Genomic DNA, 24,865 nt, shown 5'->3' on the forward strand with positions numbered 1-24,865 from the left:
TAGCACCGAGATCCGGTGCAGCAACGCAGAAGGGTCCCGCCCAGCGGTCGGAGCGCTGGACGGGACCCTGAAGCTGAAAGGCTCGGCCTACTTCTCCTCGGAGCCGCCCTCTTCGACAGTCTCCTCGGCCTCGGCGGGCAGCTCGGCGGACTCAGGCGAGGCGACGGCCTCGTTGTCCTGCTCACCCTCTTGCTCCTCAGCGGGGGTGACGAACTCGGTGAGATCCACCTCATTGCCCTCGGTGTCGGAGACCTTGGCCAGCTCCAGCACCTTGGCCAGGGCTTTGCGCCGGCGGACCTCCCCCATGATCATGGGCACCTGACCGGCCTGGTCCAGCATCTGGGCGAACTGGTTGGGCTCCATGCCGTACTGCTGAGCGGTGGCCACGATGTACTCGATCATCTCGGCCTGGTCCACGCCGACCTCTTCCTTCTCGGCGATCAGGTCGAGCACAATCTCGTTGCGGAAGGCCTCCTCGGTCTGCTCCCGGATCTCAGTGCGGTGCTCACCGGTGTCATGGGAGTCGCCCTCGGAGTGGCCCTGGGAGGTGAAGTGCTGGCTGATCTGGTCTTCGATGACCGAGTCAGGGACCGGCACATCCACCAGGCTCATCAGCTTCTCGAGCACCTTGTCGCGGGCTTCCACACCCTGCTTCTCCAGCATTGTGGATTCGGCCTGCTTCTTCAGGTCGGCCTTGAGCTCCTCGATGGTGTCGAACTCGGAAGCAAGCTGGGCGAACTCGTCGTCAGCCTCGGGCAGCTCGCGCTCCTTGACCGCGGTGAGGGTGACTTTCACGGAGGCTTCCTCACCGGAGTGCTCGCCGCCGGAGAGAGTGCTGGTGAAGATGGCATCTTCGCCTGCGGAGAGCCCGTCGAGGGCCTCATCCAGCCCCTCGAGCATGGTGCCGGCACCCACCTGGTAGCTCAGACCGGTGGCATTATCGACCTCTTCCTCGTCGATGGTGGCCACCATGTCAATGGTCACGAAATCGTCCGTCTTGGCCGGACGGTCGATCTCTTTCAGGGTGCCGAAGCGGGAGCGCAGAGCGTCCAGCTCCTCCTGCACGGCCTCGTCATCTGCCTCCTTGGCCTCGATCTGGACCTCAAGCCCGGCGTAGTCAGGCAGCTCAACCTTCGGCTTGATGTCCAGCTCGCCGGAGAACTTCAGCACACCCTCATTGGTCTTGGGGTCGGGGATCTCGTCGACCTCCACCTCTGGACGGGACAGCGGGGTGATCTCTGCCTCGGCCAGGCCGGCCTGGTAGAACTCCTGGAGGCCGTCGCTGATCGCCTGCTGGACCACAGCCTCTCGGCCGAACCGCTGATCGATGATGGGAGCAGGAACCTTGCCCTTGCGGAAGCCGGGGATCTGAACCTGCTGGGCGATGCTCTTATAGGCATCCTTGATCTTGGGCTCGAGCTCCTCGCCTGACACCTCCACGGTGAGCTTGACTCGAGTCGGGTTCAGTTCTTCGACGGTGCTCTTGACCACGTATGGGCTCCTGTTGCTGATGCTTTATCGGTCTCTGATGCGGGTGTACCCGCTGGGTCCGTGCAGCACACGGTGAAGTGTGCCGTAGTCGGGGCGACAGGATTTGAACCTGCGACCTCCTGCTCCCAAAGCAGGCGCTCTACCAAACTGAACTACACCCCGGGATGGACATGTCTGAAGGACATCTCCAGTACAGGCACACGAATGCCTATCGCACGGACCGCTATACCTTACCGTGCCACTGGTCCACCCCGCGAATCGCCAGGGAAAAAGCTAAAGAGTACGACGCCGCCGGCTGCCGTCTCCCGGCCTGCCTCACCTCCTCAGCCCGGATCAGGGGTGCAGAGATCCTGGCCGGAGATCTGCTGCACTCCTCCACTGGTGACGGGAGAGTCAATCGTCCGGCCCGCCACCGCCCACACATGCGGCAGACTACTGCTATTCGACCCGAATTCAGGATCTCATTGCTGGCAGTGACAATTTCACGCCCTCAGTAGCTACCGATGAAAATGGGGCTACGGCGAGTTGCTCATGCGGCCAAGAACGTGATAAGTTTTCCTGTCGTTGCCCGCTGAGCGTTCTGCTCGGAACGGGAGCGCAATCGCCAGGGCCTCTAGCTCAACTGGCAGAGCATCAGACTCTTAATCTGCAGGTTGCGGGTTCAAGTCCCGCGGGGCCCACAAGTCGAGCCGTCGGCCAGGCCTCCTAGACTTTTGTCTCGGACGCCTGGCCGGCGGTTTTTGCATATCCGGCCCAGGTCAGCGGCGTTTGCGTTCCACCCGGTCCATGAAGTGGTCCAGGAACCCGTAGAAGTCCTCCACATCCAGCTGCTGGTGCAGCGGCACCTGGCGAACCTGCGGAAATATCACACGGGACTGCACGTTCAGCTTCACCCGCCGGCCGGTGGACATAGCAATCTCCACCGTGGAGTCCTCCACCGCCATCCCGGCAAGATTGGTCAGGTTGACCAGTACGGGCACCCGGGGTGAGGGGGCGGCGTCGTCATCCTCTGCCGGCGGAAGCACTGCGGCTGGGTCAATGGGGCACAGCACCATCTCCACCGGCTCCCGACGGTAACCGACTAACAGATGCCGGGCAGACTCGACCGTTTCCTGAGCCGAGAGCTCAACAGCGGGCGCCAGGTCACTGCTGATCAGCACCTCAGGGTGGTCTTCACGGCCGAAGAGGTTCTCTGTGTAGAGCAGGTTGTAGGAGCCGAAGTTCATCACCGAGGCGTCGAAGACCGCGCGGAAGGCCGCAATCAGCCGCTCCTCGGCCGGGCTGCGCTCGGTCTGGATGACCACGGTGCTCACTCCCCTCGCTCAGACTGGGACTGTGCGGCCAGTCTACGGGCGGGGATGGACATGTGGGCCGCACCCAGCGCCGGTGTCGCATAGGCTGAGACCAGTACGACGACGCCGAAAGGACTTATCGATGACCACTCAGCTCACTGCCGGAGACACTGCTCCTGACTTCACCCTGACCTCTGCCGACGGCAGCACGGTCTCGCTGAAGGACTACCGGGGCAAGAACGTGATCGTGTACTTCTATCCCAAAGCCGCCACTCCGGGCTGCACCACTGAAGCCTGCGACTTCCGGGACTCACTGGAGTCTCTGCAGGCTGCCGGGTACCAGGTGCTGGGAATCTCCCCGGACCCGGTCAGTGCCCTGGAGAAGTTCACGCAGAATGAGGGCTTGAGCTTCCCGCTGCTCTCGGATGAGGATCACGCAACGGCTTCAGCCTATGGAGCCTGGGGTGAGAAGAAGAACTACGGCAAGGTGTTCGAGGGCCTGATCCGCTCCACTGTGGTGGTGGACCCGGAGGGCAAGGTGACCTTGGCCAAGTACAACGTCAAGGCCACCGGCCATGTCACGCGGCTGCGCGAGGAACTCGGCGTCTGAGCCAGCTGACCCCGGCGGTCCTCGCATCTGGAGCACTGTAGGATAGTGGGTTGCTGCACGGGCGAGTGGCGGAATTGGTAGACGCGCTGGATTTAGGTTCCAGTGTCTTATGACGTAGGGGTTCAAGTCCCCTCTCGCCCACGTGAACGTTCTCTCCCGGCGTGTGTTCCTCGGCGCATCCTCGGCCGCCGGCACCGCTGCGGCACTGTACTCCGCGGCCACTGACGAGCCCGGGGAGAGCCAGGATGAGCCGCTGGATCAGCACGACGAGGAGTCCGAAGCTTCCGCAGCTGCCGGGACTGTCACCATCGCTGGCATCCACCTGCCCAGCTCGCTGGACCCGGGACTGGCCGTGGACACTGAGACCGAACGGATCATCCGGCAGATCTTCGAGCCCCTGGTGGGCATCGACCAGGACACCGGCAATGTGGCCCCTCTGCTGGCCGAGGACTGGGAAGTCAGTGAGGACGAACTGACCTACACCTTCACCCTCCGTGAGGCAGTGGTGTTCCACGATGGCACACAGCTGACCGCGGACGTCGTCGTCGCCAATTTCCAGCGATGGGGGCAGCTGGACTACCTCTACGGCTACGGCAATATCAGCCGGTCCACTCCCCTAGCCTTCCCCTCAGTGTTCGGCGGATACCTGGACACTGAGGAATGCATGCTGGAATCGGTGGAAGCTGAGGACGAGCGCACTGTGGTGCTGGCCCTCAGCGAGCCGATCCACTACCTGCTGCAGGCGCTGACCCTGCCAGCTTTCGGCATCGCCTCCGTCGAGGTCCTGGTGGACAGTGACCCAGGCCTGATCACCCGCCAGCCCATAGGCACTGGCCCCTACCGGCTGGCAGAGCCTGCTGAGGAAGACAACGGGGCCGCCACTCGTTTAGAGGCCTTCGGCCAGTACTGGGAGACCAATGAGGGCCCGGCAGAGGTGGTGGTCCGCGCCCTGCCCAAGACCTTCGACCGGCTGCGCGAACTGCAGCGCGGGCAGGTGGATGTCTATGACTTCATCACTGCCGATAACCTGCGCACCCTGGTCCAGTCCGGCCGGCTCATTCTGCAGCGCGACCCCTTCTCCGTGCTGTACATGGGCTTCAACCTCAGCCACCCGGTGATGTCAGACTTCATCATCCGGCAGGCCGCGGCACGGGCGATCAACCGCCCACAGCTGGTGGAGGACTACTTCCTGGACGGTTCCAGACCCGCCTATCAGTTCACTCCTGCGGCCCTGGGCGTGCATTCCGACAGTGCCCTGCAGCATGCGTACAGCCTGACGCTGGCCCAGGAGCTGCTGGAAGACTCCGACTACGACGGTGAGCCGCTGGACTTCTACTACCCGATCAGCAGCACCCGCAGCTATCTGCCCCGGCCTGAGGCGGTCTTCGCTGCGGTCTCTGCCGACCTCACTGCCGCCGGCTTTGTGATCCGGCCCCGCCCGGTGCGTTGGGAAGACGGTTATGTGGACCAGCTGATGGCTGATTCCTCCCGTGCGATGCACCTGCTGGGCCGCAACGGCGGGTTCCGCTCCCCACACACCTTCTTCTCCCCCCTGTTCGGACAGCCGAGCCGGGAGTTCCAGTTCCACGACCCCGATGTGGTCGAGCTGCTCGATGAGGCACGGGCCGAGCCTGACCAGGAGATCCGCTCAGAGCTCTACCGGCAGGTGGCCGATCTGATTCAGGACCAGCTGCCCGCGCTGCCGCTGGCCTACCCCATCTCCGGGATGGCACTGGGCACCCGGGTAGCTGATTACCCGATGTCCCCAGTGCTCAACGAGCGCTTCGCAGAGATCCGGCTCGCCGAATCCTGATCGGCTCAGGGCCCGAATCAGCACCCGGAGGACTCAATTTCCTCACCGCTACAGCCCGGCGGTAAAGTCGGACCGAATCATCACACTATGAACATCAGAGGAGCTATGCCGTGACCGAGTCAGCGTCGACGCCGTCATCCCAACGATTCGATGTGATTCTGGTCGGTGGTGGCATCATGTCCACCACACTGGGAGCCATCCTCAAAGAGCTGCAGCCGGACTGGAGCATCGCCCTGTACGAGAAGCTCGACGGCGCCGGCCAGGAGTCCTCCGACCCCTGGAACAACGCCGGGACCGGGCACACCGCCTTCTGCGAGCTGAACTACACTCCCCGCGGCACTGACGGTGCCATCTCCACCGCCAAGGCTGCCGGTATCGCCGAGCAGTTCCACGTCTCCCGGCAGCTGTGGTCCCACTGGGTGGACAACGGCATAGTGGGTGCTCCGCGCACTTTCATCAACGCGCTGCCGCATATCAGCTTTGTCTGGGGTGAGAAGAATACCCAGTACCTGCGTGACCGCTATGAGGCGATGCGCGCCGAACCGCTGTTCGCTCATATTGAGCACTCCGAGGATATGGACACCATCGGTGGTTGGGCACCTCTGCTGGCTGCCGGCCGCACTGACGATAAACCGGTGGCAGCCTCCCAGTTCCACGACGGCACCGATGTGGATTTCGGTTCCATCGCCCGGCAGCTGGCCGGCCACCTGGACACCGCGGGCGTGGAGCTGCGCTACAGCCACGAGGTGACCGGGCTGACCCGCGGCACTGACGGCCGTTGGGAGCTGAAGGTGAAGAACACCGCTGGCGGAGAGAAGTTCACCGCCAGCGCCCGTTTCGTTTTCGTCGGCGCCGGCGGCGGGGCCCTGGGGCTGCTGCAGTCCAGCGGGATCGATGAGATCCGCGGCTTCGGCGGGTTCCCCGTCTCCGGGCAGTTCCTGCGCGCCACGAAGTCTTCGATCGCTGAGCAGCACCATGCCAAGGTCTACGGGCTGGCCTCAGTGGGCGCTCCGCCGATGTCAGTGCCGCACCTGGACACCCGGTTCGTGGAGGGCCGCCGCTCCCTGATGTTCGGCCCCTATGCCGGGTTCTCCACCAACTTCCTGAAATCCGGCTCCTATTTGGACCTGCCGTTCTCGGTGCGGGCGCATAATCTGCTGCCGATGCTGCAGGTCGGTGTCACCAACACCTCACTGGTCAGCTACCTGCTCAAAGAGATCACCAAGTCGCAGAAGAAGAAGATCGAGGCGCTGCAGGACTTCTACCCTGCCGCTGAGGGCGAGCAGTGGGAGCTGATCACCGCAGGTCAGCGTGTCCAGGTGATGAAGAAGAACGAAAAGGGCAAGGGAGTCCTGCAGTTCGGCACTGAGCTGATTGCCGCTGCCGACGGTTCTATCGCCGGGTTGCTGGGCGCCTCCCCGGGAGCCTCCACTGCGCCGAGCATCATGTTCAAGCTGCTGGAGCGTTGTTTCCCCGGCCAGATCGAAGGCTGGAAGCCCCAGCTGGAGTCCATGGTGCCTTCCTACGGCCAGCTGCTCAACGAGAACCCGAAGCTTCTGGCGGAGATCACCGGGGCCACCGCCAAGACGCTGCAGCTGGACGTCTGAGTCTCCCGGTTCGGCCGAACCGTCACCCAAAAAGAAGTACGACGCCGTGGCACGACTCCAATACCCCGCACCCTCCTTCCAGCGGACCGTCAACGGGCTGACAGTCCATGCTTGGGAACATCCTCAGCCTGATGCCCCACCGGTGCTGCTGGTGCACGGCTTTGCCTCCAACACCTTGTTCAACTGGGTCAAGACCGGCTGGCTGGACCCGTTGGCCGGTACCGGGCGGAGCATCCTCTCGGTAGATCTTCCCGGTCACGGCGCCTCCTCCGAGGTCAGCCCTTCGGGATTGCGGGCACAGGATGTTCTGCGGGATCTGCATCAGGTGGCCGAGCAGGCTGGCGGGAAGGTGGAGCTGCACGGCTATTCGATGGGTGCGCGACTGTCCTGGCAGTTCGCCGCCATCCGCCCTGAGCTGGTGTCCACCCTAGTGGTGGGCGGCCTACCGGTCTCCGATGAGGTGTACCAGGTGGAGGCTGAGCAGGCCCGCCGCTGGGCCTCCGGCGGCCCGGAGCCTGCTGATGAGACAACCCGCAGGTTCATCACTGTGGCATCAGCCCTGCCGAACCAGAATCTTCCTCATGTGGTGGAGCTGCGCCTGGCGCTGGCCAAGGATCACTATGATCCGACTGCGGAGGTTCCTGCGGTCCCTACTCTGGTGGTCGCCGGGACGAAGGATGAGATCGCGGCAGGCTCTCCTCATCTGGCAGACCTGGTATCCGCGGCAGGAGCGGAATCTCGCTTTGTGGAGATCCCGGGACGCAATCACATCAACGCCCTGACCGCCCGGGAGTACAAGCAGGAAGTGCTCAGCTTCCTGACGGGCTGACCTCAGCCTCCCCCTGCTCCGGTCCGCTGCTGCGCAGCATCACCAGCACCGGCACTGCGGCCGCTGCGGCCACACCGCAGACCACTAAGGGCACAGTCCATGCAGCGAGCAGCCCGCAGGTCACCGCCAGTAAGAAGCTCAGCCCCACCGCGGAGCGGTCCAGCCGGGGGTTTCGTGAGCAGACTCCCTCCGCGGGGGCGGCCAGTGCCGCAGACAGGCTCAGGACGAACACCAGCACCAGCATCTGCTGCTCCACCGCAGCAATGAGAACCACCAGAAGGATCACGTAGAGGACCGCTTGGCAGAGCAACAGGTTCCGGGCTCTGACCCACCGCAGCAGCAGCCTGGCCAGGGGTATTGCCAGAAAGTGTCCGGCCACCGCGGCGGTCCCAATGCCCAGTGCGGTCCAGAAGTCAGCCCGCACCAGGCTGAGCCCCACCGCAAACGGCAGCAGGGTGCCGGGCAGCCGGGCCAGCAGCTCCAGGAGGCGGATCATACGGTCCCCGCCGTGGTCAAGGTGGATCCGGTGTTGGTCTTGGTGACCTTCAGCTGCACAGGAATCTGCTGATGCATCTCGGTGACGTGGCTGACCACTCCGATCCGTCGGCCCTCACCCTGAAGGGTGTGCAGGGCGGACATCACAGCCTCCAGGGTCTGGTCATCCAGGGAACCGAACCCCTCATCGATGAACAGGCTGTCCAGGCCTATACCGCCGGATTCTGACTGCACCGTCTCGGCCAGTCCCAGAGCCAGGGAGAGCGCGGCCATGAAGATCTCACCTCCGGAGAGGGATTCAGCAGGGCGTTCCTGCTCGGCGTACTCGTCGTGGACTTTCAGGTCCAGTCCGCGCAATCCGCGACCGGTGCGTTCTGCATCCAGCAGCAGTCGGTACCGCCCCTCGGTCATGGCGCTCAGATGCCGGGTGGCGGCCTCGGTGACCCGTTCCAGGCGGGCGGCCAGCACGAAGGTGGTCAGCCGCATGCGTCTGGTGTTGTCTCCGCCCGTTCCGCGGACTGCTTCGGCCAGTTCAGCGTGCCACTGGGTCTGCTCGGCCTGCCCGGCGCGGTCAGCAGTAGCCGTGGCAAGTTCGTCTGCAGCACGTTGCAGTCCGGCCAGCTGCACAGTGTACTCGGTGAGCTTATCCCGTGCGTTCTGATATTCGGCGGCGGCCTGCTCCGCCTGCTCGGCGGCTGCCTGGAGCTGCTCAGGCTGCGGCTGCTGCTCTCCGACCTGGGCACGTGCCCGTCCTGCTCTGACCTCCTCGAGTTCGGCTTCGAATCCCAGGCGTTCTTCCGTACTGGCGAACTGGGCGGTGAGCTCTTCCAGCTGCTCCAGCTCCCCAGCCGAGAGCACAGCGGAAGTGACTGCCGCGGCGTCGTCGAAAATTGATCCTTCCAGATGCTGGGCGGCCTCTGTGTGGCTGTGGGCCGCATCAGCTGCAGACTGTTCTGCCTGCTGCTGTGCCGCCTGTGCTTCTTTGAGCACCACGTGCAGCTCATCAAGTGCCGCCACCCGGGCGGTGATTGACCGGTACTCACCCCGAAGTGCCTTCAGCCGGACTGCCAGCTGCTCAGCCTCAGCCTTGAGCCTGGCGGCTTCGGCTGCTTCCCGTTCAGCGCTGTGCTGGGCAGTGGTGCAGCGCTGCCTCAGCTGACTGATCTGCTCTTTGAGCTCCTCGGCCTGCTGCCGGAGCGTACGCTGCTCAGTTCGCTGCCTGCGGGAGGCAGCCAGCTGCCGGGCTGCCTGCGCCTTGCCGACTTCGGCCTCCTCAGCACTGAGATATGCGGCCTGGCCCAGTGCCTCGCGGCGCGCCTGAAGTTCCTGCTCAGCGCTCTGGAGCCGGTGGGCCAGGGTGTCTCTGCTGGACCGGGCCTGCTGCAGCTGCTCGGCGGCATCATCCACCTGCTCCCGGGTGACTGTGTCCGCTTCGGGGGCGTGCGGTTCAGGGTGCTCGGTGGATCCACAGACCAGGCATTTCTCACCGGGCTCCAGGGTGCTGGCCAATTCATAGGCCAGCGACTGCAGGTGTCCCTGGGAGAGCTCGCGGTAGGCCTGCTGCACCGAATCCGCCTGCTGGGCTGCGGCCTGGTGCTGGTCACTGAGCATGGTCACCTGGGCCCGTGCAGCCTCACCCTGCTTAGCCCGCTCGGCCTGAGCGATGGCTGCTGTGAGCACCTCCTGCGCCTGATCCACCGCCTGGTCTGTCTGCTCCGCGCTGATCAGCTGAGCCTGGAGCGTGACCAAGGACTCCTGTGCATCAGTCAGCTCATCCTGGGTCTGCTCCACCTGCTTCTGGGCAGCCGCAGCTGCCCTGTCCGCAGCGGCGGCACCAGCGACCAGCTCAGCATGCTTGTGCTCAAGGCCGGATGCTTCGGGGTCGGTGAGCCTGGCCTTCAGATCAGCAACCTCCTCGGCGGCATCAGGCACCGTTCCGACTGCCACGTCGGACTGTCCGGCAAGTGCCTGTACCGCCTGCTGCTCTGCGGCCTCCCGGACTTCGGCCTTCTGAACTGCGATGTGCTGGATCCGCTCGGCCCGATCGAGCCACACCTTGAGCGTCTCAGCTGACCGGTGGGCATTGATCCTCTGCTGAGCGGAGGCAGCCACCGGCCGCCTGGTCTCATGGGCCTCACGCAGTTGGAGATGATCTGCCCAGCGCCTGAGCTCCTGGTCTTTTCTGGTCATCACCTCCAGCTGCCGGGCTGCCTGCTGCGCTGCCTGCTCGGCCTTGACCGAAGTGCTCTGCAGCACTGTCCGTGCATGCTCAGCCTGCCGCAACAGAGGTGCGGCCAACTCTTCGGCGGGAAGCTCCTGGACAGCCGGCATCTCCTCCCCCAACAGCGACTGAGCCCCTGAGCGCAGCGATGCGACCTGCACACTGATCTGGACCTCCAGCTCAGCAAGCACGCCTTCGGACTCGCGTTTGCGCTCCCAAAGGTAGTGCTCCAGCTGCTCATAGGTGGCAATATCGAACAACTCCTCCAAGATCTTGCGGCGGTCCTCGTTGGAGGCGTGCATCAGCTGGGCGAAGGCACCCTGCGGGAGCATGATGACCTTGGTGAACTCCCCCATGTCCAGCCCAAGGATCTCGCGGAGTTCCTTATCCCCCTCGGCGATCTTATGCACCGCCACCGACTTCCACCCGTGATGCTCGAACCGCTCCAGGAACAGCTCGGGGCCCTCCTGCTGGTCAGCTGCCCCGGCCCGTTTTGCCGGCCGCCAGTACCGCGGCACCCGACGGACTCTGAACCGGTCCTGTCCCCGGGAGAACTCCAGCTCCACATAGGGTCTGCGGGCTGCTGGAGCGTGCTGGGACTTCAGCCCATCGCTGCCGCGCTCACCGGGCACATCCCCGTATAGGGCAAAGGTAATGGCATCCAGCACTGAGGTCTTTCCGGAGCCGGTCTGACCGCGCAGCAGGAAGAGTCCATCCACACTGAGTGCGTCAAAGTCCACCGTCTCAGTGCCGGCAAAGGGCCCGAAGGCGCAGATCTCCAACCGATGGAACTTCATGCCCGCTCCCCCGTCAGCGCTGGTGCCGACCGGACCGCTTCCAAGGCCGCCTCCACGGTCTGCAGCTCCTCATCGGTGGGCTTCCGGTTCCGCACATGCTCCAAAAAACCAGCAACCACGTCGAGTTCGCTCTGCGCCTCATGCAGCTTCTGGGCATAGCTGCCCGCCTGCTGGGTGAGCCCAGCTCCGGCGTAGCTGTACTGCATGAGATGCGGATACACCTTGCGCAGCCGCTGGTAGGCCCGCACCGGGTTTTGATCGTCGGTGAGGACCACTTGGACGAAGTGCTCACAGAAGGCCTCCACTGTCCCGGGTTCCAGAATCTCTGCAATAGTTCCTCTGAGCCGTTTGACCGGGCGCCCGATGCTCCAGTCCAGGCCAGTGACCGCGGCCTCCGGGTCATCCAGCAGCTGTGTGTCCACCAGCCAGGCTCCCTTGTGCTGGTTCTCCTCGGAGAAGGAGTACCGGATAGGAGAGCCTGAGTAGCGGATCCGGTCAGTCAGCCGCTGCCGACCGTGCAGGTGGCCCAAGGCCGCATAATCAAAGCCTTCGAAGAGCTCCAGGGGCACCACAGCCAGCCCGCCCACACTTTCCTCATGATGCTCCAGAGTCTGTTCCGGCACCGCCGGTGCCCCAATACTGCGCTCGGATTCACTGGCCTGCCCGTGGGCAGCGAAGAGATGGGCCATCACCACCACCCTGGGCGGGGCGTCGTTCGCGCTGCCGCTCCCAGGGTTCTCAATCGCCTCGGAAGGCTCCGAGCCGGCTCGGGTCTTCGCGCGACTGAAACGGGCGCCGTCTCTCTGTGAGAGATCGGCGCGGATGCGGCCGATCACCTCAGTCATCACCGCGGTGTGGCTGGCTCGCTCCATGCCCAGCTCGGCGGCATAGACCTGCGGTTCCAGGTAGGGCACCCCGTAGACCAGCAGCCGCTCACCGTCACGGTCAATCTCCACCGGGGTCCAGGCCTCTTCCAGCCCGGAGCGGATATGCACTCCGGCGGCGGCGATCAGCTCCCGGTTCGCGCCCAGCCGCACCGCAGAGTCGTGGTTGCCGGAAGTGACCACCACGGTGGCCCCGGCCTCACGCAGGCTGCGCAGACAGCTGCTGAGTTCGCGCACCGCCCATTCCGGAGGCAGCGCCCGGTCGAACACATCGCCCGAAACCAGCACTACATCCACCTGGTGCTCCTGAACTGCAGCGCAGATCACCCGGATCATCTCCTGCTGGCTCTGACGCAGGTCTGTGCCGTGAAACCCGCGCCCCAGATGCCAGTCCGAGGTGTGCAGCAGCTTCATCCTTCACCCTTCCCTTCGCTCACCCTCACCTTACGGCCCGCCCCGGAGATCGGAATTGTCGCAACCCCGGCTGACGGCGCATCCAGCGGTATCCTTACCCTTCGTGACACCTGAAACTGCCGCTGAGGCTCAGCTCATCGAGCGCTTCGAGCCGGTGATGCTCGGGCTGCTGCCGGGGCCGGACGAACCGGTGCATGCCGAGACGCTGCTGGCGCTGTGCCTGGCTGAGGGACTGGTGGAGATCCTCCAGTGGGCCAAGGAGGGCACCGGGGCCGATCCGGCCGCGAGCATGTGGCTGGCCGCTCTGCGCTGGCACCGGATCATCACTGGCGGCTTCCCTGCAGGAGCCCCGGAGCCGCCGCCGCGTCCCACTGACCATGCTCTGAAGCTGATCCTGGACTCCGGAGGGGCGGAGGTCATCCCCGGCAGCGCCGATGCTTCCCTTGCCGGACTGGCCGACGGAGAGATGAAAACCCCGGCAGACTGGACACGGGACGGTGACCGACTGGGCGGAGAGAATGCCCGCGCTGGCGCCAGGTCTTCCGAGGCGATTGAGGAAAGCCACAGCCGAAGGTCGGCCCATAAGACATTGATACGCACTGTGCCCATCAGTCTGGTGCCGTATGTGGGCACTGAGATGAAGCAGAACTGGGCAGCCGCAGCGGTCTGCCTCACCCACGGGCACCCTGAGCTGGTGGAGAAGGCACGACGCCGGGCCACAGACTTCCCTGCCCCCGCCGCTCCTGGAGCGCGCCACGAGCTGCTCACTGTAGTGGTGGCGGACCTCGCCCGCCGCTGGAAGGAGACTACGGCTTAGGCAGGGGCCACTTCTCACCCAGCAACTCGCGGAAGGCTGATTCGGTCAGCAGCCGGATGGACTGGCCCTTTGCCCGGCGCGCCAGGACCTCGCGGACCTTGCGGGCCTGAAGTGGTGGGATGGCCCGGTTGTTCTCTGCGGCTTCGAGGTCCTGCAGGCCGACCCCGTCGCCGATCACCAGCATGGTAGTGGCGCCGATGACCTTGGATGAGGTGATGGCCCCGTGCTCGGCGGCCAGCGCCTTGGCATCAGGCCGCGGAATGGCCAGGTTCCCGCTGAACACCAGATGCTGCCCGCAGAGCGGGTGCTCCGGGTCGGCTTCAGGGTTGGGCGGAAGGTTCCTGCCCTCGTCCTGCCAGCGCATCAGGTCCGGCAGCATCTCATCGCTGACACTTTCGGCTGCGGCGTCGAACAGCTGTGCGTAGCTGCGCGCCTGGCGGGTGGCACGGGACTCATAGGCCCGCGGAGAGCTCCAGGCCTCCAGCTCTTCAGCCTCGATCTGGTGGGCGGCGAAGAGCCGGTCCAGCTGGGTGACACGCTGCCGCTCGGCGATGTCCACCACGATGGCCGCAGCCGCCCGGGCGTCCCACAGCGCATGGTGGTGGTGTTTGAGCTGGAAGCCAGCCTCAGCCGCAGCCCTGGGCAGGGTATGGGAGTCCAGCTGGTAGACCACCCGGGCCAGCCGCACCGAACACAGCGCCCGCAGTCCGCCCGGGGAGTCCAGCCCGGAGACCTCCAGGGCGGATTCGAAGACCTCCGTGTCAAAAGTCGCGTTGTGCGCCACCAGAATGTCGGTGCCGATGAACTCACGGATCTCCCCGAAGAGCTCGCTGAAGCGCGGCTCACCAGCCACCCGTTCCGGAGTGATCCCGTGGATCTCAACATTCCGGGGGTCAAACCGGTCGAACCCGGCCGGGGGCCGCATCCGCCTGAAGTACAGCTCGTCCACGTTGCCGTCGCGGATGCGCACCATGCCGATGGCACAAGGGGAGCCGCGGAATCCGTTGGCGGTCTCGAAGTCCACGGCGGTGAAGTTCAGGCCCCTGACCCGCGGCGGGCGCAGTCCGGCCAGAGCACCGCCGAGCGGAGATGCTGATACTGCCATGTGCTAACTCAGCACCTCCACGATGCGCGGGGCCAGCTGGGCGAAGGCCTGGCCGCGGTGCGAGATGGCGTTCTTCTCCGCCATCGGCAGCTCCGCGCAGGAGCGGGTCTCACTCACCGGCTGCAGCACCGGATCGTAGCCGAAACCGCCCTCACCTCGTTCCTCGGTGAGCAGCCTACCTTCCAGTCGCCCTTCGGCAGTGAACTCAGCCGGGGCGGCGTCGTGATCTGTTCCTGGCACCACCAGGGAGGCCACACAGACAAAGGCGGCGGCACGGTGCTCTGCGGGGATATCTGTCAGCTGCTGAAGCAGCAGCTGACGGTTGGTCTCATCGCTGGCGGCCGCACCGGCCCAGCGTGCTGAGAAGACGCCCGGCGCTCCATTCAGCACCTCCACGGCGAGGCCGGAGTCATCGGCCACCGCCGGCAGTCCGGTCTGCTGCGCCACGGTGCGAGCCTTCAGCAGGGAGTTCTGCTCGAAGCTCACCCCGGTCTCCGGGATATCCCCCACCCCGGCGCTGGCGGCATCGACGACCACCCGCTCCAGGTCCAGATGGCCCAGCTGGGGCTGGTCGGCCAGCAGAGCGCGGAACTCGCGCAGTTTGCCCGGGTTGGAGGTGGCCAACACAATCCGGGCACCCTGCGGAGCGGTGTTCACCGGAACGCTCATTCGGCCAGGGCCTGCCGCTGGATATCGGTAAGCTGGGCACAGCCGGCCACAGCCAGGTCCAGCAGCTCATTGAGCTGGTCACGGCTGAAGGGGGTACCCTCGGCGGTGCCCTGGACCTCCACGAAGTCCCCGGAGCCGGTGACCACCACATTCATATCGGTGCCCGCTGTGGAGTCCTCCCCATAGGGCAGATCCAGCACCGCAGTGCCGTCGGGCAGCACGCCCACTGAGATCGCGGAGACCGAGTCGGTGAGCACCTCGGCGCGCTTACGGACGTGGCCCTCGGCGCGGGCCCATTCGATGGCGTCCGCCAGGGCCACAAACGCCCCGGTGATCGCAGCGGTGCGGGTGCCTCCGTCGGCCTGCAGCACATCGCAGTCCAGGGTGATCATGTTCTCTCCCAGGGATTCTAAGTCCACTACCGCGCGCAGCGACCGGCCGATCAGCCGGGAGATTTCGTGGGTGCGACCGCCGATTTTGCCCTTGACCGCCTCCCGGGAGTTCCGGGTGTTGGTGGCCCTGGGCAGCATGGCGTACTCGGCGGTGACCCAGCCGCGGCCCTGGCCCCTGAGCCAGCGCGGCACCTCGGACTCGAAGCTGGCGGTGCACAGCACCCGGGTGTTCCCGAATTCGATCAGAGCGCTGCCCTCGGCGTGGGCGGACCAGTTCCGGGTGATGGACACCTCGCGCAGCTGGTCGATGCTGCGCCCGTCAGCGCGTGCGTACTTCTGACTCATGAACCCTCCTGCATGAACTTCTCTGGGGATATTTTCTCCACGTTTCAGATCTGATAGGTGACTCCGGCGGCGGCCACCGCAATATTTCCGTCATATCGCTTGGCGGCGTGCTCCCGCACCACCGCTGCGTCGGTCCAGGCGGGGATATGGGTCAGCAGCAGCCGGCCAACTCCGGCTTCGGCGGCTGCAGCCCCGGCCCGGTCGCCGTTGAGGTGAATGCCTTCCAGCTCCTCATCACGGTCGTCCTGGTAGGCGGCTTCGCAGAGGAACACGTCGGCCCCCTGGGCGGCTTCGATGAGCCCTTCGCAGCTGTCGGTGTCACCGGAGTAGGCGAGTATCCGGGTTCCGGGGCCATCCCCTGGGGCGCCGTCGTCAGCTACCTCGATGCGCAGTGCGTAGGGCTCCTCGATAGGGTGCCGGACGATCACCGGGGTGATCCGGAACGGACCGATCTCAGCGGTCGCCCCCGGCGTCCAGGTGCGGAAGTCGAACTCAGAGTGCATACCCGGGTCAGGTTCAATCCCGTGGGCCACCGCAATCCGCTCATCGGTGCCCGCCGGTCCGTAGACCGGGATCCTTTCGGCAGGCCAGCCGCCGGGGCGCCATTTGACCGCTATGTGCAGCCCGGTCAGATCCATGTAGTGGTCAGGGTGCAGGTGGCTCAGGCACACTGCGTCTAAGTCCTCCAGCGCGATGTGCTTCTGCAGCGGTCCCAACGCTCCGCTGCCCAAGTCAAGAGCGATCCGCCAGGTGCGGCCGGCGTGCTCGTGGCTGACCAGGTAGCAGCTTGCCGCTGAGTGCGGTCCCGGGAAGGACCCGCTGCAGCCGATGATCGTCAGTTTCATATGTGGCTCAGCATAGCGGCACTGGGAGTCCGGCGTGATATTCAGTCCTGGTCTGCGACATCGCCTTCGGCATCGGGTATCACCTCCAGCATCGCGGAGAACAGAGTCTCCTGCAGCCAGGTGGAAAAGGCGTAGAGCTCGGCCATGAAGTCATCGGTGGTGGCGGCCCGGCCGCGTCCGGCCCGCTGGTGGACCTGCTCGGCATCGGCCTCGTCCTCGATGCCCAGGCGGGCGGCCAGAGTCAGCCGCACATCGTTGAGTGCACGGCCGAACACCGGGGCCTGCTCCTCGGTCAGCGTCACCGGGTCCGATTCCAGGGCCAGCCGGGCTGCCCGCAGATCAGCGATCTTGGACTCACGCAGCGAGGACTCGGCCAGCCGGCGGAACTGAGCCGCTTCTTCTGGGTCAGAGGAGGCCTCCGGCAGCAGCCGGGCCAGCGCAGGATCGGATGGGGGTACCACGCCGTCTGCTTCAGTCTCCTCCCCCAGGCCTGCTCCCAGTCCGGCCAGCTCCCGGCGGAAGTGGACGAAGGGGTCGTCTCCGGGCTCCTGGGCGGTGTCGGCGAACCTGCGGTTCGTCGTTCCCTCAATCGCCTCGGGAGGCTCCGCATCGCTGCGAGTCTCCTCTCGGCTCAATCGGTCACCGCTCACTTCCTGCGTCCTCTGCTCCAGCATGGTGATCACATCGGCGCAGAGCTGGGAGAGCAGGCGCCGCTCATGGGACTCCAGGTCTGCCTTATAGCCGCGGGTGGTGGCGCGGAATGCCCGAGCCATCCGCTATTCGGCCTCTTCGATGGTGGCCTGCAGTCCGTAGCCGTGCATGGCGGTGACATCACGCTCGGCCTTCTCCCGCGGGCCGGTGGCCACCACTGCCCGGCCCTCGTGGTGGACCTGGAGCATCAGCTTCTTGGCCTTGGCCTTGGAATGGCCGAAGTAGCTGCGGAACACCCAAGCCACATAGCTCATCAGGTTCACTGGGTCGTTCCACACCACTACCTGGTAGGGCTTGGCAGCCACAGTGCCCAGGTGGAGGTCGGTCTCCTCCTGGGTGAGGGTGGATCCTGCGGTGGTCATGGGTCAAGTCTAGGATGTGCACCATGGCTGCTTCCACTGCCCTGCCCACTGCCCTGCTGACCGACCATTACGAACTCACCATGGTGCAAGCTGCTCTGCGCTCCGGGGCCGCGCACCGGCGGTGCACTTTTGAGGTCTTCGCCCGCAGGCTCCCGGCTGGACGCCGCTACGGGGTGGTGGCCGGCACCGGGCGGGTGCTCGAAGGGCTGGAGCAGTTCCGGTTCGGGCAGGCTGAGCTGGATTTCCTGGAGTCCCGGGGAATCGTCGACGACGCCGCCCTGGACTTCCTTGCCGGCTACCGGTTCTCCGGGGACATCGCCGGGTATGCCGAAGGTGAGGTGTACCTGCCGGGTTCCCCGGTGCTGCAGGTGACTGCTTCCTTCGCCGAGGCCTGCCTGCTGGAGACCTTTGTGCTCTCAGTGCTCAACCACGACTCCGCTGTGGCCTCGGCCGGCTCCCGGATGGTGATGGCCGCCGGTGGGCCCCCTGCTCTGGGCGGCCGGCCCTGCGTGGAGATGGGGTCCCGGCGCACCCAGGAGCGTTCTGCTACTGCAGCGGCGCGGGCGGCCGCAGTGGTGGGCTTCGCGGCCACCTCCAATCTGGAGGCCGGGCGCAGTTGGGGCATCCCCACCTTGGGCACCGCGGCCCATGCCTTCACACTGCTGCACGATTCTGAGGAGGAGGCCTTCGCCGCCCAGGTCGAGGCACTCGGACCGGGCACCACTCTGCTGGTGGACACCTATGATGTCGAAGCCGCGGTGCGTAAGGCGGTACAGATCGCCGGGCGTGAGCTGGGCGCGGTGCGACTGGACTCCGGGGACCTGGTGGAGCAGGCCTTCTGGGTGCGGAAACTGCTGGACTCCCTGGGCAACCGGGAGACTAAGATCATTGTCTCCTCTGATCTGGACGAGCACGCTATCGCCGGCCTGGCAGCAGCCCCTGTGAACTCCTACGGGGTGGGTACTCGACTGGTCACCGGCTCCGGAGCGCCCACCGCATCGATGGTCTACAAACTGGTGCAACGCGAAGATGACACAGGTGCACAGGTCTCCGTGGAAAAGGTCTCCCCGGGCAAGGCCAGCGCCGGGGGCGCCAAGCAGGCGCTGCGCAGCCTGGACGATCACGGGAATGCCGAGGCTGAGATCATCGCGGCATCGGCTCCCGTGGCGGATGCCGGCTATATGGGGCGAACGCTGCTGGTGCCGCTGGTGGTCGGCGGGGAAGTCAAGCCCGGGTTCACCGGGGCCGATGGTGTGCAGCGTGCTGCACAGCGCCACCGGGACTCAGTGGCGGAACTGCCCGTGGACGCCCACCGCCTCTCCGACGGCGATCCGGTCATCCCGACCCTCTTTGTCTGAGCTGGTCCCGGCGGCGGGTCTCCCTGAGGTGGCCCGCACCGCCAGTGGGCTGCACGGGTCCCCTGCCTCGGAGATTATGGCCCCCGCTCGCCTTTGGGCCACCCTGGCGCTGGCCTTCGGGTCTGAAATCGCCGCTTCGCGATGCTCACGGCCTCTGCAGCCGGTAGGCTGGTGGGCAGCAGCACACCGAGAGTGAGGAGTGGATTATGGCTCAGGCGCTGATCATCGTGGATGTGCAGAACGACTTCTGTGAGGGCGGTGCGCTCGCTGTGGAGGGCGGAGCCCAGGTCGCCGCTGACCTCAGTGAGTTCCTGGAGGAGAACCACGCCGAGTACGACGCGGTGGTGACCACCCAGGACTGGCATATCGACCCGGGTGCTCACTTCGCCGAGAAGCCTGATTTCGTACGCTCCTGGCCGGTGCACTGTGTGGCCGGCACTGAGGGCGCTGACCTCCATGAGGACCTGGACACCGACTACATCGAAGCCCGGTTCCTCAAGGGTCTCTACGATGACGGCTACTCCGGCTTCGAGGGCCGGCTCGGGGATCCGGAGCGGGTGGGCATCCTTGAGGGTGAGAAGGGCATCAAGGTGCAGCCCGAGGACGTCATCCCCTCTGAGGCCCCGGATCTGGACAGCTGGCTGCAGCAGCAGGGCATCGAGTCGGTGACCGTAGTGGGAATCGCCACTGATCACTGCGTACGAGCCACTGCCCTTGACGCTGCGGAGAATGACTACGCGGTCACTGTGATCACTGACCTGACCGTGGGCGTCAGCGAGGATAAGATCGCTGAGACCTATGAGGAGTTCAGGGAGGCAGGCATCACAGTGACCTCCCTCCAGGACCTCTGAAGCCCTAGGAGCGGCCCGCAGCCTGCTTCAGGTAGGAGACTGTCTGCTCCCGGGTGAAGCCATGGGAAGCCATGGCCTGCAGATAGTCCCGGGTGAGTTCGGCGGCGTCGTCCGTTCCCTGTCGGGTGGGAGGGCCCAGGACTACGGTGCCGCGGCGTCCCTGCCCCTTCACATATCCGGCGTGTTCCAGCTCACGGTAGGTGCGGGCCACGGTGTTCGGCGCCACCCTGAGGTCCCCGGCGAGCCTGCGCACTGGCAGCAGCGTAGTACCGGGCTTCAGCGCCCCGCTGCGGATCTGCTCCACCAGCTGGTCCCGCAGCTGCTCATAAGGGGCTGCGGGTGCGGCGGGGTCCACCCGGAGGATCATGGCTGCTCCTGCGCCGGCACGGTCCCGAAGCCATGACCGGCCCAGAGCCGGCGCAGCACATGCTGGCGGGGCTTCCGCAGAGCTGCGCTGATCGCCGGAACCAGTACCACAGCCGTCACCGCGCCAAATACCAGCAGCATGGTGAATCCGGTGGCCAGGGTCTCCCCCATGGCCCCCTCACGCACCTCCGAGTTGGTGGTCACCAGCCCCACTGCTGCCAGGGCAGAGAGGCCGGTCAGCAGCACCAGGAACATCGGCAGCCCCTGAAAATTGCGGATAGCCTCCGAGCGGCAGTGGTCGTCCCAGGCCAACTCCAGCTCGGAGCCTGCGTGCTGGGGCTGATTGAGCACATGTCTGGCCACAAGTTCGAATCCCGCCCAGGCTGCGAGCGTCAGGCCGGCAGTGACCCAGAGGATCCACATCCAACTGACCCAGTCCAGAGTTTCCGGGAGCTCAAGCGGCGCCACCTGCAGGATGACCACCGCTGCACCGGCCAGTACCAGCGCCGCCGCCGGCGCCAGCCGCACGGTGATCAGTTCTCCGCGCGGCACATAGTCTGCGAGGCTCACCGCTTCGGCCCGAGCATAGCGTGGGGCATCCGGAGACAGCTGGTGCTTGCCGTTGATCACCGCCAGCACGCCGCCGAGCATAGTGCCGAGGATCAGCGTGCTGAGAACCAGCATTCCCAGGTCATTCTGGCGTCCCACCACCAGCAGGAACACCGCCCCTGCTGTCCAGCCGGCCAGTCCGCCGACTCTGGCCCAGCGCTCATGGTTGGTGATCCGATCAATCACCGGCTGCTGGAGGTCCTCAGGCATCGGCAGTCCTGCCTGACGCTCGAACCATGGCCGCCACTTGGGGCTGCTGCGCTTCGGCGGCGTCGATGCCCAGGAGCGGTAGGAGGTGTAGGCGGGCAGCAGCACCAGCGCAATGGCACTCCACAAGAGCAGACTCATAACCGTTCCTTTCGTATTGACACAATCCATTATGTATCAATACATAAGTGCCTGCAAGGGGCATTCCTTCACCTGCTGTCCGACCCAGTAGACCCAGTAGCTGACGACCATCCCCAGAAGCCCGCTTCGTGGCGGGAAAACCAAGGAGGAGGACACCGCCTCCCCGGCAGGTCACCACTAGCTATTTCCCGCTGGACGACCTCATAGAGCGTTGAGCGGGAAACCGGCGGATATGCTCGAGCCCATCATCACTCTTGGTCACTCCCCATTTCCCCTCATCCTACGGTGCGGTGAGGCGCCGGGCCTCCCCACCATGAATCTCAGGAAGAGACGCTGAAGGTCACCACGTCAACGTCGGCGTCCTCGGGCATATGGGGATAGTGCTGCCTGAGCCCCTGCTGAAGGCCAGCAGTGAGAGCCGAGAAGCCTTGCTGTTCAACGCTGAGCACCTCCCCGGTCAGCGTGCGGTTCTCCTCGTCGTCCTCGAAGTAGAAGATCACCGGGCCCGGGGCGAGCGGATCGTCATAGCGGATAGTGCTGGTCTTCTCCCCTGCTGCCACGGCGGCGTAGTAGCGCTTGTTGAAGCGCACCACCTGCTGGGTGCTCGAGTCCGGCCACACGTAGGTGTCAGGCAGCAGTTTTCTGATGGGCCTCATCTGCGGGCCGGCTGCGGTGGGCACCGCCACCATCACATTCGAATGGATGTCCAGCAGCACCTGCCTGCACCGGCCGCAGGGTGGAATAAGCCCGCGCCCCTCATCCCCGGCTGCGGCAATCGTGACCAGCGGGCCGGCTCCGGCCGCGGCCGCGACACCCAGTACCACCAGCTCAGCACAGGGGCCGCCGGTGAAGTGATAGACATTGACGCCGGTATGAATACGCCCGGAGGTGTCCATGGCAGCACTGGCCACCGTGTGGTTCTCATCATCGCCCAGGGTGCGGGCCAGCGTCTCAGCTGTCTCGATGACCCGCCTCTCGGACGCATTCGGCTCCACCCGGGCAGAGTATCAAACTGCTCAGGCGGCGGCCCGGAATTGCTGCAGAGCCCGGTGCGGGACTCCGGCCAGCAGCAGTTTGCGGCCCAGCTCATCGGGGTGGTTGAGGTCATCCCAGGTCAGCCTGACCACGCGGTAATCCAGCAGCCGGAGTGCGTCCTCACGGAGCTTCTCCTGCTGTATCACCTCTTCTGGGGCCTGCGTGGTGAACCCTCGGGTGTACTTGACCATGCCGTCGAACTCGCAGACCACATCCTCCCACCAGAAGTCCACACGAACCCGTCCCACCCGCGGCAGATCCAGATCCTTCTGCAGCTCGGGCGGGGCAAACCCCAGGTCATCGATAAGCACCCGGCACCGCGACTCGCCCGGGCTCTCTGATCGAGGATCGGCGAAAGCCCGCAGCCTCTTCCAGCTCTCCGCATCCTGCTTCTTCAGCACATATTCCACAGCGTCCAAGTCGGTATCCTGCACAGACTGGCCATATCCGTATCTGCCAGCCAGCACGGCGTCGAGCACCATGATCGCTTCCTGCCGGGGTAGGCCGGGCAAGGTATCTACCAGCACATACGGCAGCGGCTCCACCTTCACTTTCACCGGGCTGCCATCCTCAAACACCACTCCGGGCACGTTGACCTTCATTGCCTGGATTCCAAGCTCCCCAGACTCGAGTCCCTGCTGCGCCTCCGCCCGGCTCATACCCGCTGGCTTCAGAGGGGCCAGCCCCTGGACGGGGAAGTACGGGGTCCGGCGCCGACCTCGGTCCTTGGTGCGCCTAGACCTCAGATGCACTTCTCTCGGCCAGGTCATCAGTGGAGCGGTGTACATGGACAGTGCGGTCACACCACAGAGAACCGCCGATGGCCGGGTCAGGGCCATTGCGGCACCAAACGCCCGGTGCCGTTCGCTCAAGCGCGCTGACTCCCACTCTTTAGTGCTCACAAAGATTCCCGGTCGCAGTCGTCTCAGCTCACCACATTGGACTCGCCGGTTAAGCGTGGCCTTGGAGTGGCCCTTACTTCGGCCGGCGCGCATAAGGGTGAGTTTTGCGTTGTTAGTTGTTGTTTGGTTCATAAAGATAAGTCTGGGTGCTCTCAGAGCTTCACGCCATCACACCGACTGAGACCTGTGGATAACTCATTATTGAGACGTTAAGGGAGCTGTGAGCCGACAAAGGCTAAAGTGGCTCCCCGAACGTCTCATCCCATCCCCAATTGAGACGAAACTCGAGACATAGAGGGAGCAAACTCGCCGGGTGCGCCTTCCTGGCTCCCTCTGTGTCTCATTCTGGCGGCCGGACTTCCTCGTTCCCCTCGCCACCCTGCTCCTGCTCCACGTCCCCCAAGCCATCTATCACGGCTCCTCCTGCGACATAGATCCGGACCACTCCGGGGTAAGGGGCCCCAGCCAATGTTGAATCGAGGCCAGCCAGGCTGTCTACCTTCTGGCAGCTGCCCTGCTGACAGCGCGGCGGCAAGAGGTGGGAGTGAGCCGGGGCTGACCCACCGTCGGGTCGGCAGCCCAAGGCCTTCCCTGCCCCAGCCCTGCAGCCCTGCGCCGCGCCAAACTCGGCGTCCAGCGCGAAAGACCAGTGTCACCTCTCCCCCAGTCCTGGGTCCCTGTGTAAAAGCCACACCCAACACACTTGGACGTCGCCAACACCCTCCCCAGCCCTGAGCTCTCTACAGAGCGAGTGAGTGCTCTCGGAGCTGTCCTGTCGTGTCGGCAGCCCAAGGTCTTCCCTGCCCCAGCCCTGCAGCCCTGCGCCGCGCCAAACTCGGCGTCCAGCGCGAAAGACCTAGTGTCACCTCGCCCCCAGTCCTGGGTCCCTGTGTAAATGCCACACCCAACGCACTTGGACGTGGCCGACTCCCCTCCCCAGCCCTGAGCTTTCTGCAGAGCGACTGAGCGCTCCAGGAGTTGTCCCGCCTTACCCCCAGCCCCAGCCCAAGGCCTTCCCTGCCCCAGCCCTGCAGCCCTGTGCCGCGCCACACCCAACCCAAGACCCGATGGAGCTATCAGCTTAGAACGGGCGGGGACGGCGAGCGAAGTACTCCTCGGCCATGATGCCCATGGAGACGTCGTCGTACCACTTCCCGGCGTGCATGACACTGCCCCTGCGGCGGCCCTCCACCTGGAACCCGACCTTCTCATAGGTGTGGATCCCTCGGTCGGAGAACCCAAAGACGATCAGCTCCACCTTCCGGCAGGCGTACTCGGTGAAGGCCAGGCGCAGCGCGACCTCCAGGATATCGGTGCCATAGCCCCGATCCTGGAACTCAGGCCCCACCACCATCCCGAGCTTGCCGATCATCGCCGGCGCCTTGATCGAATGCACTGAGACCTGGCCCACCAACTGGCCGTCAGCCTCAGCGGCATAGCCGAAGCCCGAGTCGTCCTTATTCGCAGCCCACTGCCGGAACATCTCAGCATTCTCTTCACGGCGACGCCGCACGATGTTGCCTTCGTTGAACAGGGTGATGTCCGGGTGATCCCACCAATCGCAGAGCATCTCGATGTCGGCATCCTCGACAGGGCGCAGCGTGAGCTTCTCCCCACGGAACAGTCCGGCTGCCCACTCCCGCAGCCTCTGATAGTCACTCATGTCTTCAACTCTATCCAGAAGCCGGAACGATCAG

The 24,865-nt window shown here is 65.1% G+C and carries 23 protein-coding genes and 3 tRNA genes; 9 read left to right on the plus strand and 17 right to left on the minus strand.

Annotated features, from left to right (window positions below):
* Positions 1-87: 87 nt before the first annotated feature.
* Together tig and F0311_RS00540 are read right to left on the minus strand one after the other, a co-directional pair.
* Positions 88-1,491: a trigger factor gene (tig, locus tag F0311_RS00535; protein ID WP_150460016.1), complete on the minus strand. Its 1,404-nt coding sequence runs from the start codon at positions 1,489-1,491 to the stop codon at positions 88-90.
* Between the two features lie 88 nt (positions 1,492-1,579).
* Positions 1,580-1,653, minus strand: a tRNA-Pro gene (locus F0311_RS00540).
* A gap of 445 nt (positions 1,654-2,098) precedes the next feature.
* Here F0311_RS00540 and F0311_RS00545 point away from each other — a divergent pair.
* Positions 2,099-2,171 (plus strand) — tRNA-Lys (locus tag F0311_RS00545).
* Positions 2,172-2,249: 78 nt separating this feature from the next.
* Here the strand turns inward: F0311_RS00545 and F0311_RS00550 are convergent.
* Positions 2,250-2,795: a hypothetical protein gene (locus tag F0311_RS00550; RefSeq protein ID WP_150460017.1), complete on the minus strand. Its 546-nt coding sequence runs from the start codon at positions 2,793-2,795 to the stop codon at positions 2,250-2,252.
* A gap of 130 nt (positions 2,796-2,925) precedes the next feature.
* Here F0311_RS00550 and bcp point away from each other — a divergent pair, with 130 nt between their 5' ends.
* From bcp to F0311_RS00575, 5 genes are all read left to right on the plus strand, one after another.
* The gene (bcp, locus tag F0311_RS00555; RefSeq protein WP_150460018.1) at positions 2,926-3,393 is read left to right on the plus strand and encodes a thioredoxin-dependent thiol peroxidase; all 468 of its coding nucleotides are present in this window, start codon (positions 2,926-2,928) and stop codon (positions 3,391-3,393) included.
* Positions 3,394-3,452: 59 nt separating this feature from the next.
* Positions 3,453-3,534 (plus strand) — tRNA-Leu (locus F0311_RS00560).
* Position 3,535: 1 nt separating this feature from the next.
* Positions 3,536-5,206 (plus strand): ABC transporter substrate-binding protein, encoded by a 1,671-nt coding sequence (locus F0311_RS00565; RefSeq protein ID WP_150460019.1) that lies wholly within the window; start codon positions 3,536-3,538, stop codon positions 5,204-5,206.
* Between the two features lie 110 nt (positions 5,207-5,316).
* A complete protein-coding gene (locus F0311_RS00570; RefSeq protein ID WP_150460020.1) occupies positions 5,317-6,813 on the plus strand; it encodes a malate:quinone oxidoreductase in 1,497 nt (498 codons plus the stop codon).
* A 46-nt stretch (positions 6,814-6,859) separates the two neighbouring features.
* Positions 6,860-7,642 carry an alpha/beta fold hydrolase gene (locus tag F0311_RS00575; protein ID WP_150460021.1) on the plus strand — a complete coding sequence of 261 codons (783 nt, stop codon included), beginning with the start codon at positions 6,860-6,862 and terminating at the stop codon, positions 7,640-7,642.
* On the opposite strand, the gene F0311_RS00580 is transcribed toward F0311_RS00575, so the two are convergent.
* The 3 genes from F0311_RS00580 to F0311_RS00590 are packed head-to-tail and all read right to left on the minus strand — an operon-like array spanning position 7,623 to position 12,453.
* Entirely contained in the window at positions 7,623-8,138 is a 516-nt protein-coding gene (locus F0311_RS00580; RefSeq protein ID WP_150460022.1) for a hypothetical protein, read from the minus strand. The genes F0311_RS00575 and F0311_RS00580 overlap by 20 nt on opposite strands.
* Positions 8,135-11,155 (minus strand): AAA family ATPase, encoded by a 3,021-nt coding sequence (locus tag F0311_RS00585; RefSeq protein ID WP_150460023.1) that lies wholly within the window; start codon positions 11,153-11,155, stop codon positions 8,135-8,137. The genes F0311_RS00580 and F0311_RS00585 overlap by 4 nt, the downstream gene beginning before the upstream one ends.
* Positions 11,152-12,453, minus strand: a complete 1,302-nt coding sequence (locus F0311_RS00590) for an exonuclease SbcCD subunit D (protein WP_150460024.1) — start codon at positions 12,451-12,453, stop codon at positions 11,152-11,154. Before F0311_RS00590 ends, F0311_RS00585 begins: the two co-directional genes overlap by 4 nt.
* Before the next feature lie 103 nt (positions 12,454-12,556).
* On the opposite strand from F0311_RS00590, the gene F0311_RS00595 reads away from it, so the two are divergent.
* Entirely contained in the window at positions 12,557-13,270 is a 714-nt protein-coding gene (locus tag F0311_RS00595) for a hypothetical protein (protein ID WP_150460025.1), read from the plus strand.
* Here the strand turns inward: F0311_RS00595 and F0311_RS00600 are convergent.
* The 6 genes from F0311_RS00600 to clpS are packed head-to-tail and all read right to left on the minus strand — an operon-like array spanning position 13,260 to position 17,699.
* Complete coding sequence (locus tag F0311_RS00600) at positions 13,260-14,375, minus strand: exonuclease domain-containing protein (protein WP_223881035.1); 1,116 nt, start codon at positions 14,373-14,375, stop codon at positions 13,260-13,262. The genes F0311_RS00595 and F0311_RS00600 overlap by 11 nt on opposite strands.
* Before the next feature lie 3 nt (positions 14,376-14,378).
* A complete protein-coding gene (gene rdgB, locus F0311_RS00605) occupies positions 14,379-15,044 on the minus strand; it encodes an RdgB/HAM1 family non-canonical purine NTP pyrophosphatase (protein ID WP_150460026.1) in 666 nt (221 codons plus the stop codon).
* On the minus strand, positions 15,041-15,781 hold the full coding sequence (gene rph / locus F0311_RS00610) for a ribonuclease PH (protein ID WP_150460027.1): 741 nt from the start codon (positions 15,779-15,781) through the stop codon (positions 15,041-15,043). Before rph ends, rdgB begins: the two co-directional genes overlap by 4 nt.
* A 44-nt stretch (positions 15,782-15,825) precedes the next feature.
* Positions 15,826-16,626 (minus strand): MBL fold metallo-hydrolase, encoded by an 801-nt coding sequence (locus tag F0311_RS00615; RefSeq protein ID WP_150460028.1) that lies wholly within the window; start codon positions 16,624-16,626, stop codon positions 15,826-15,828.
* Between the two features lie 41 nt (positions 16,627-16,667).
* Positions 16,668-17,399 carry a DUF2017 family protein gene (locus F0311_RS00620; RefSeq protein WP_150460029.1) on the minus strand — a complete coding sequence of 244 codons (732 nt, stop codon included), beginning with the start codon at positions 17,397-17,399 and terminating at the stop codon, positions 16,668-16,670.
* A 3-nt stretch (positions 17,400-17,402) separates the two neighbouring features.
* Positions 17,403-17,699, minus strand: coding sequence for an ATP-dependent Clp protease adapter ClpS (gene clpS, locus F0311_RS00625; RefSeq protein ID WP_150460030.1), 297 nt, complete (start codon positions 17,697-17,699; stop codon positions 17,403-17,405).
* A 14-nt stretch (positions 17,700-17,713) separates the two neighbouring features.
* Here clpS and F0311_RS00630 point away from each other — a divergent pair, with 14 nt between their 5' ends.
* Positions 17,714-19,057, plus strand: a complete 1,344-nt coding sequence (locus F0311_RS00630) for a nicotinate phosphoribosyltransferase (protein WP_150460031.1) — start codon at positions 17,714-17,716, stop codon at positions 19,055-19,057.
* A 206-nt stretch (positions 19,058-19,263) separates the two neighbouring features.
* Complete coding sequence (locus F0311_RS00635; RefSeq protein ID WP_150460032.1) at positions 19,264-19,908, plus strand: isochorismatase family protein; 645 nt, start codon at positions 19,264-19,266, stop codon at positions 19,906-19,908.
* A 4-nt stretch (positions 19,909-19,912) separates the two neighbouring features.
* Here F0311_RS00635 and F0311_RS00640 read toward each other — a convergent pair whose 3' ends face one another.
* From F0311_RS00640 to F0311_RS00660, 5 genes are all read right to left on the minus strand, one after another.
* Positions 19,913-20,275 (minus strand): GntR family transcriptional regulator, encoded by a 363-nt coding sequence (locus tag F0311_RS00640; RefSeq protein ID WP_223881037.1) that lies wholly within the window; start codon positions 20,273-20,275, stop codon positions 19,913-19,915.
* Positions 20,272-21,231 (minus strand): hypothetical protein, encoded by a 960-nt coding sequence (locus F0311_RS00645; protein ID WP_150460033.1) that lies wholly within the window; start codon positions 21,229-21,231, stop codon positions 20,272-20,274. The genes F0311_RS00640 and F0311_RS00645 overlap by 4 nt, the downstream gene beginning before the upstream one ends.
* Before the next feature lie 320 nt (positions 21,232-21,551).
* Positions 21,552-22,226, minus strand: coding sequence for an ASCH domain-containing protein (locus F0311_RS00650; protein WP_150460034.1), 675 nt, complete (start codon positions 22,224-22,226; stop codon positions 21,552-21,554).
* 21 nt (positions 22,227-22,247) lie between these two features.
* Positions 22,248-23,168, minus strand: coding sequence for a hypothetical protein (locus F0311_RS00655; RefSeq protein WP_150460035.1), 921 nt, complete (start codon positions 23,166-23,168; stop codon positions 22,248-22,250).
* Positions 23,169-24,249: 1,081 nt separating this feature from the next.
* A complete protein-coding gene (locus tag F0311_RS00660) occupies positions 24,250-24,831 on the minus strand; it encodes a GNAT family N-acetyltransferase (RefSeq protein WP_150460036.1) in 582 nt (193 codons plus the stop codon).
* Positions 24,832-24,865: the final 34 nt, after the last annotated feature.

Origin of the sequence: Nesterenkonia ebinurensis, from assembly GCF_008711175.1 — a bacterium.
In the GTDB taxonomy this organism is placed as follows: Bacteria; Actinomycetota; Actinomycetes; order Actinomycetales; family Micrococcaceae; genus Nesterenkonia; species Nesterenkonia ebinurensis.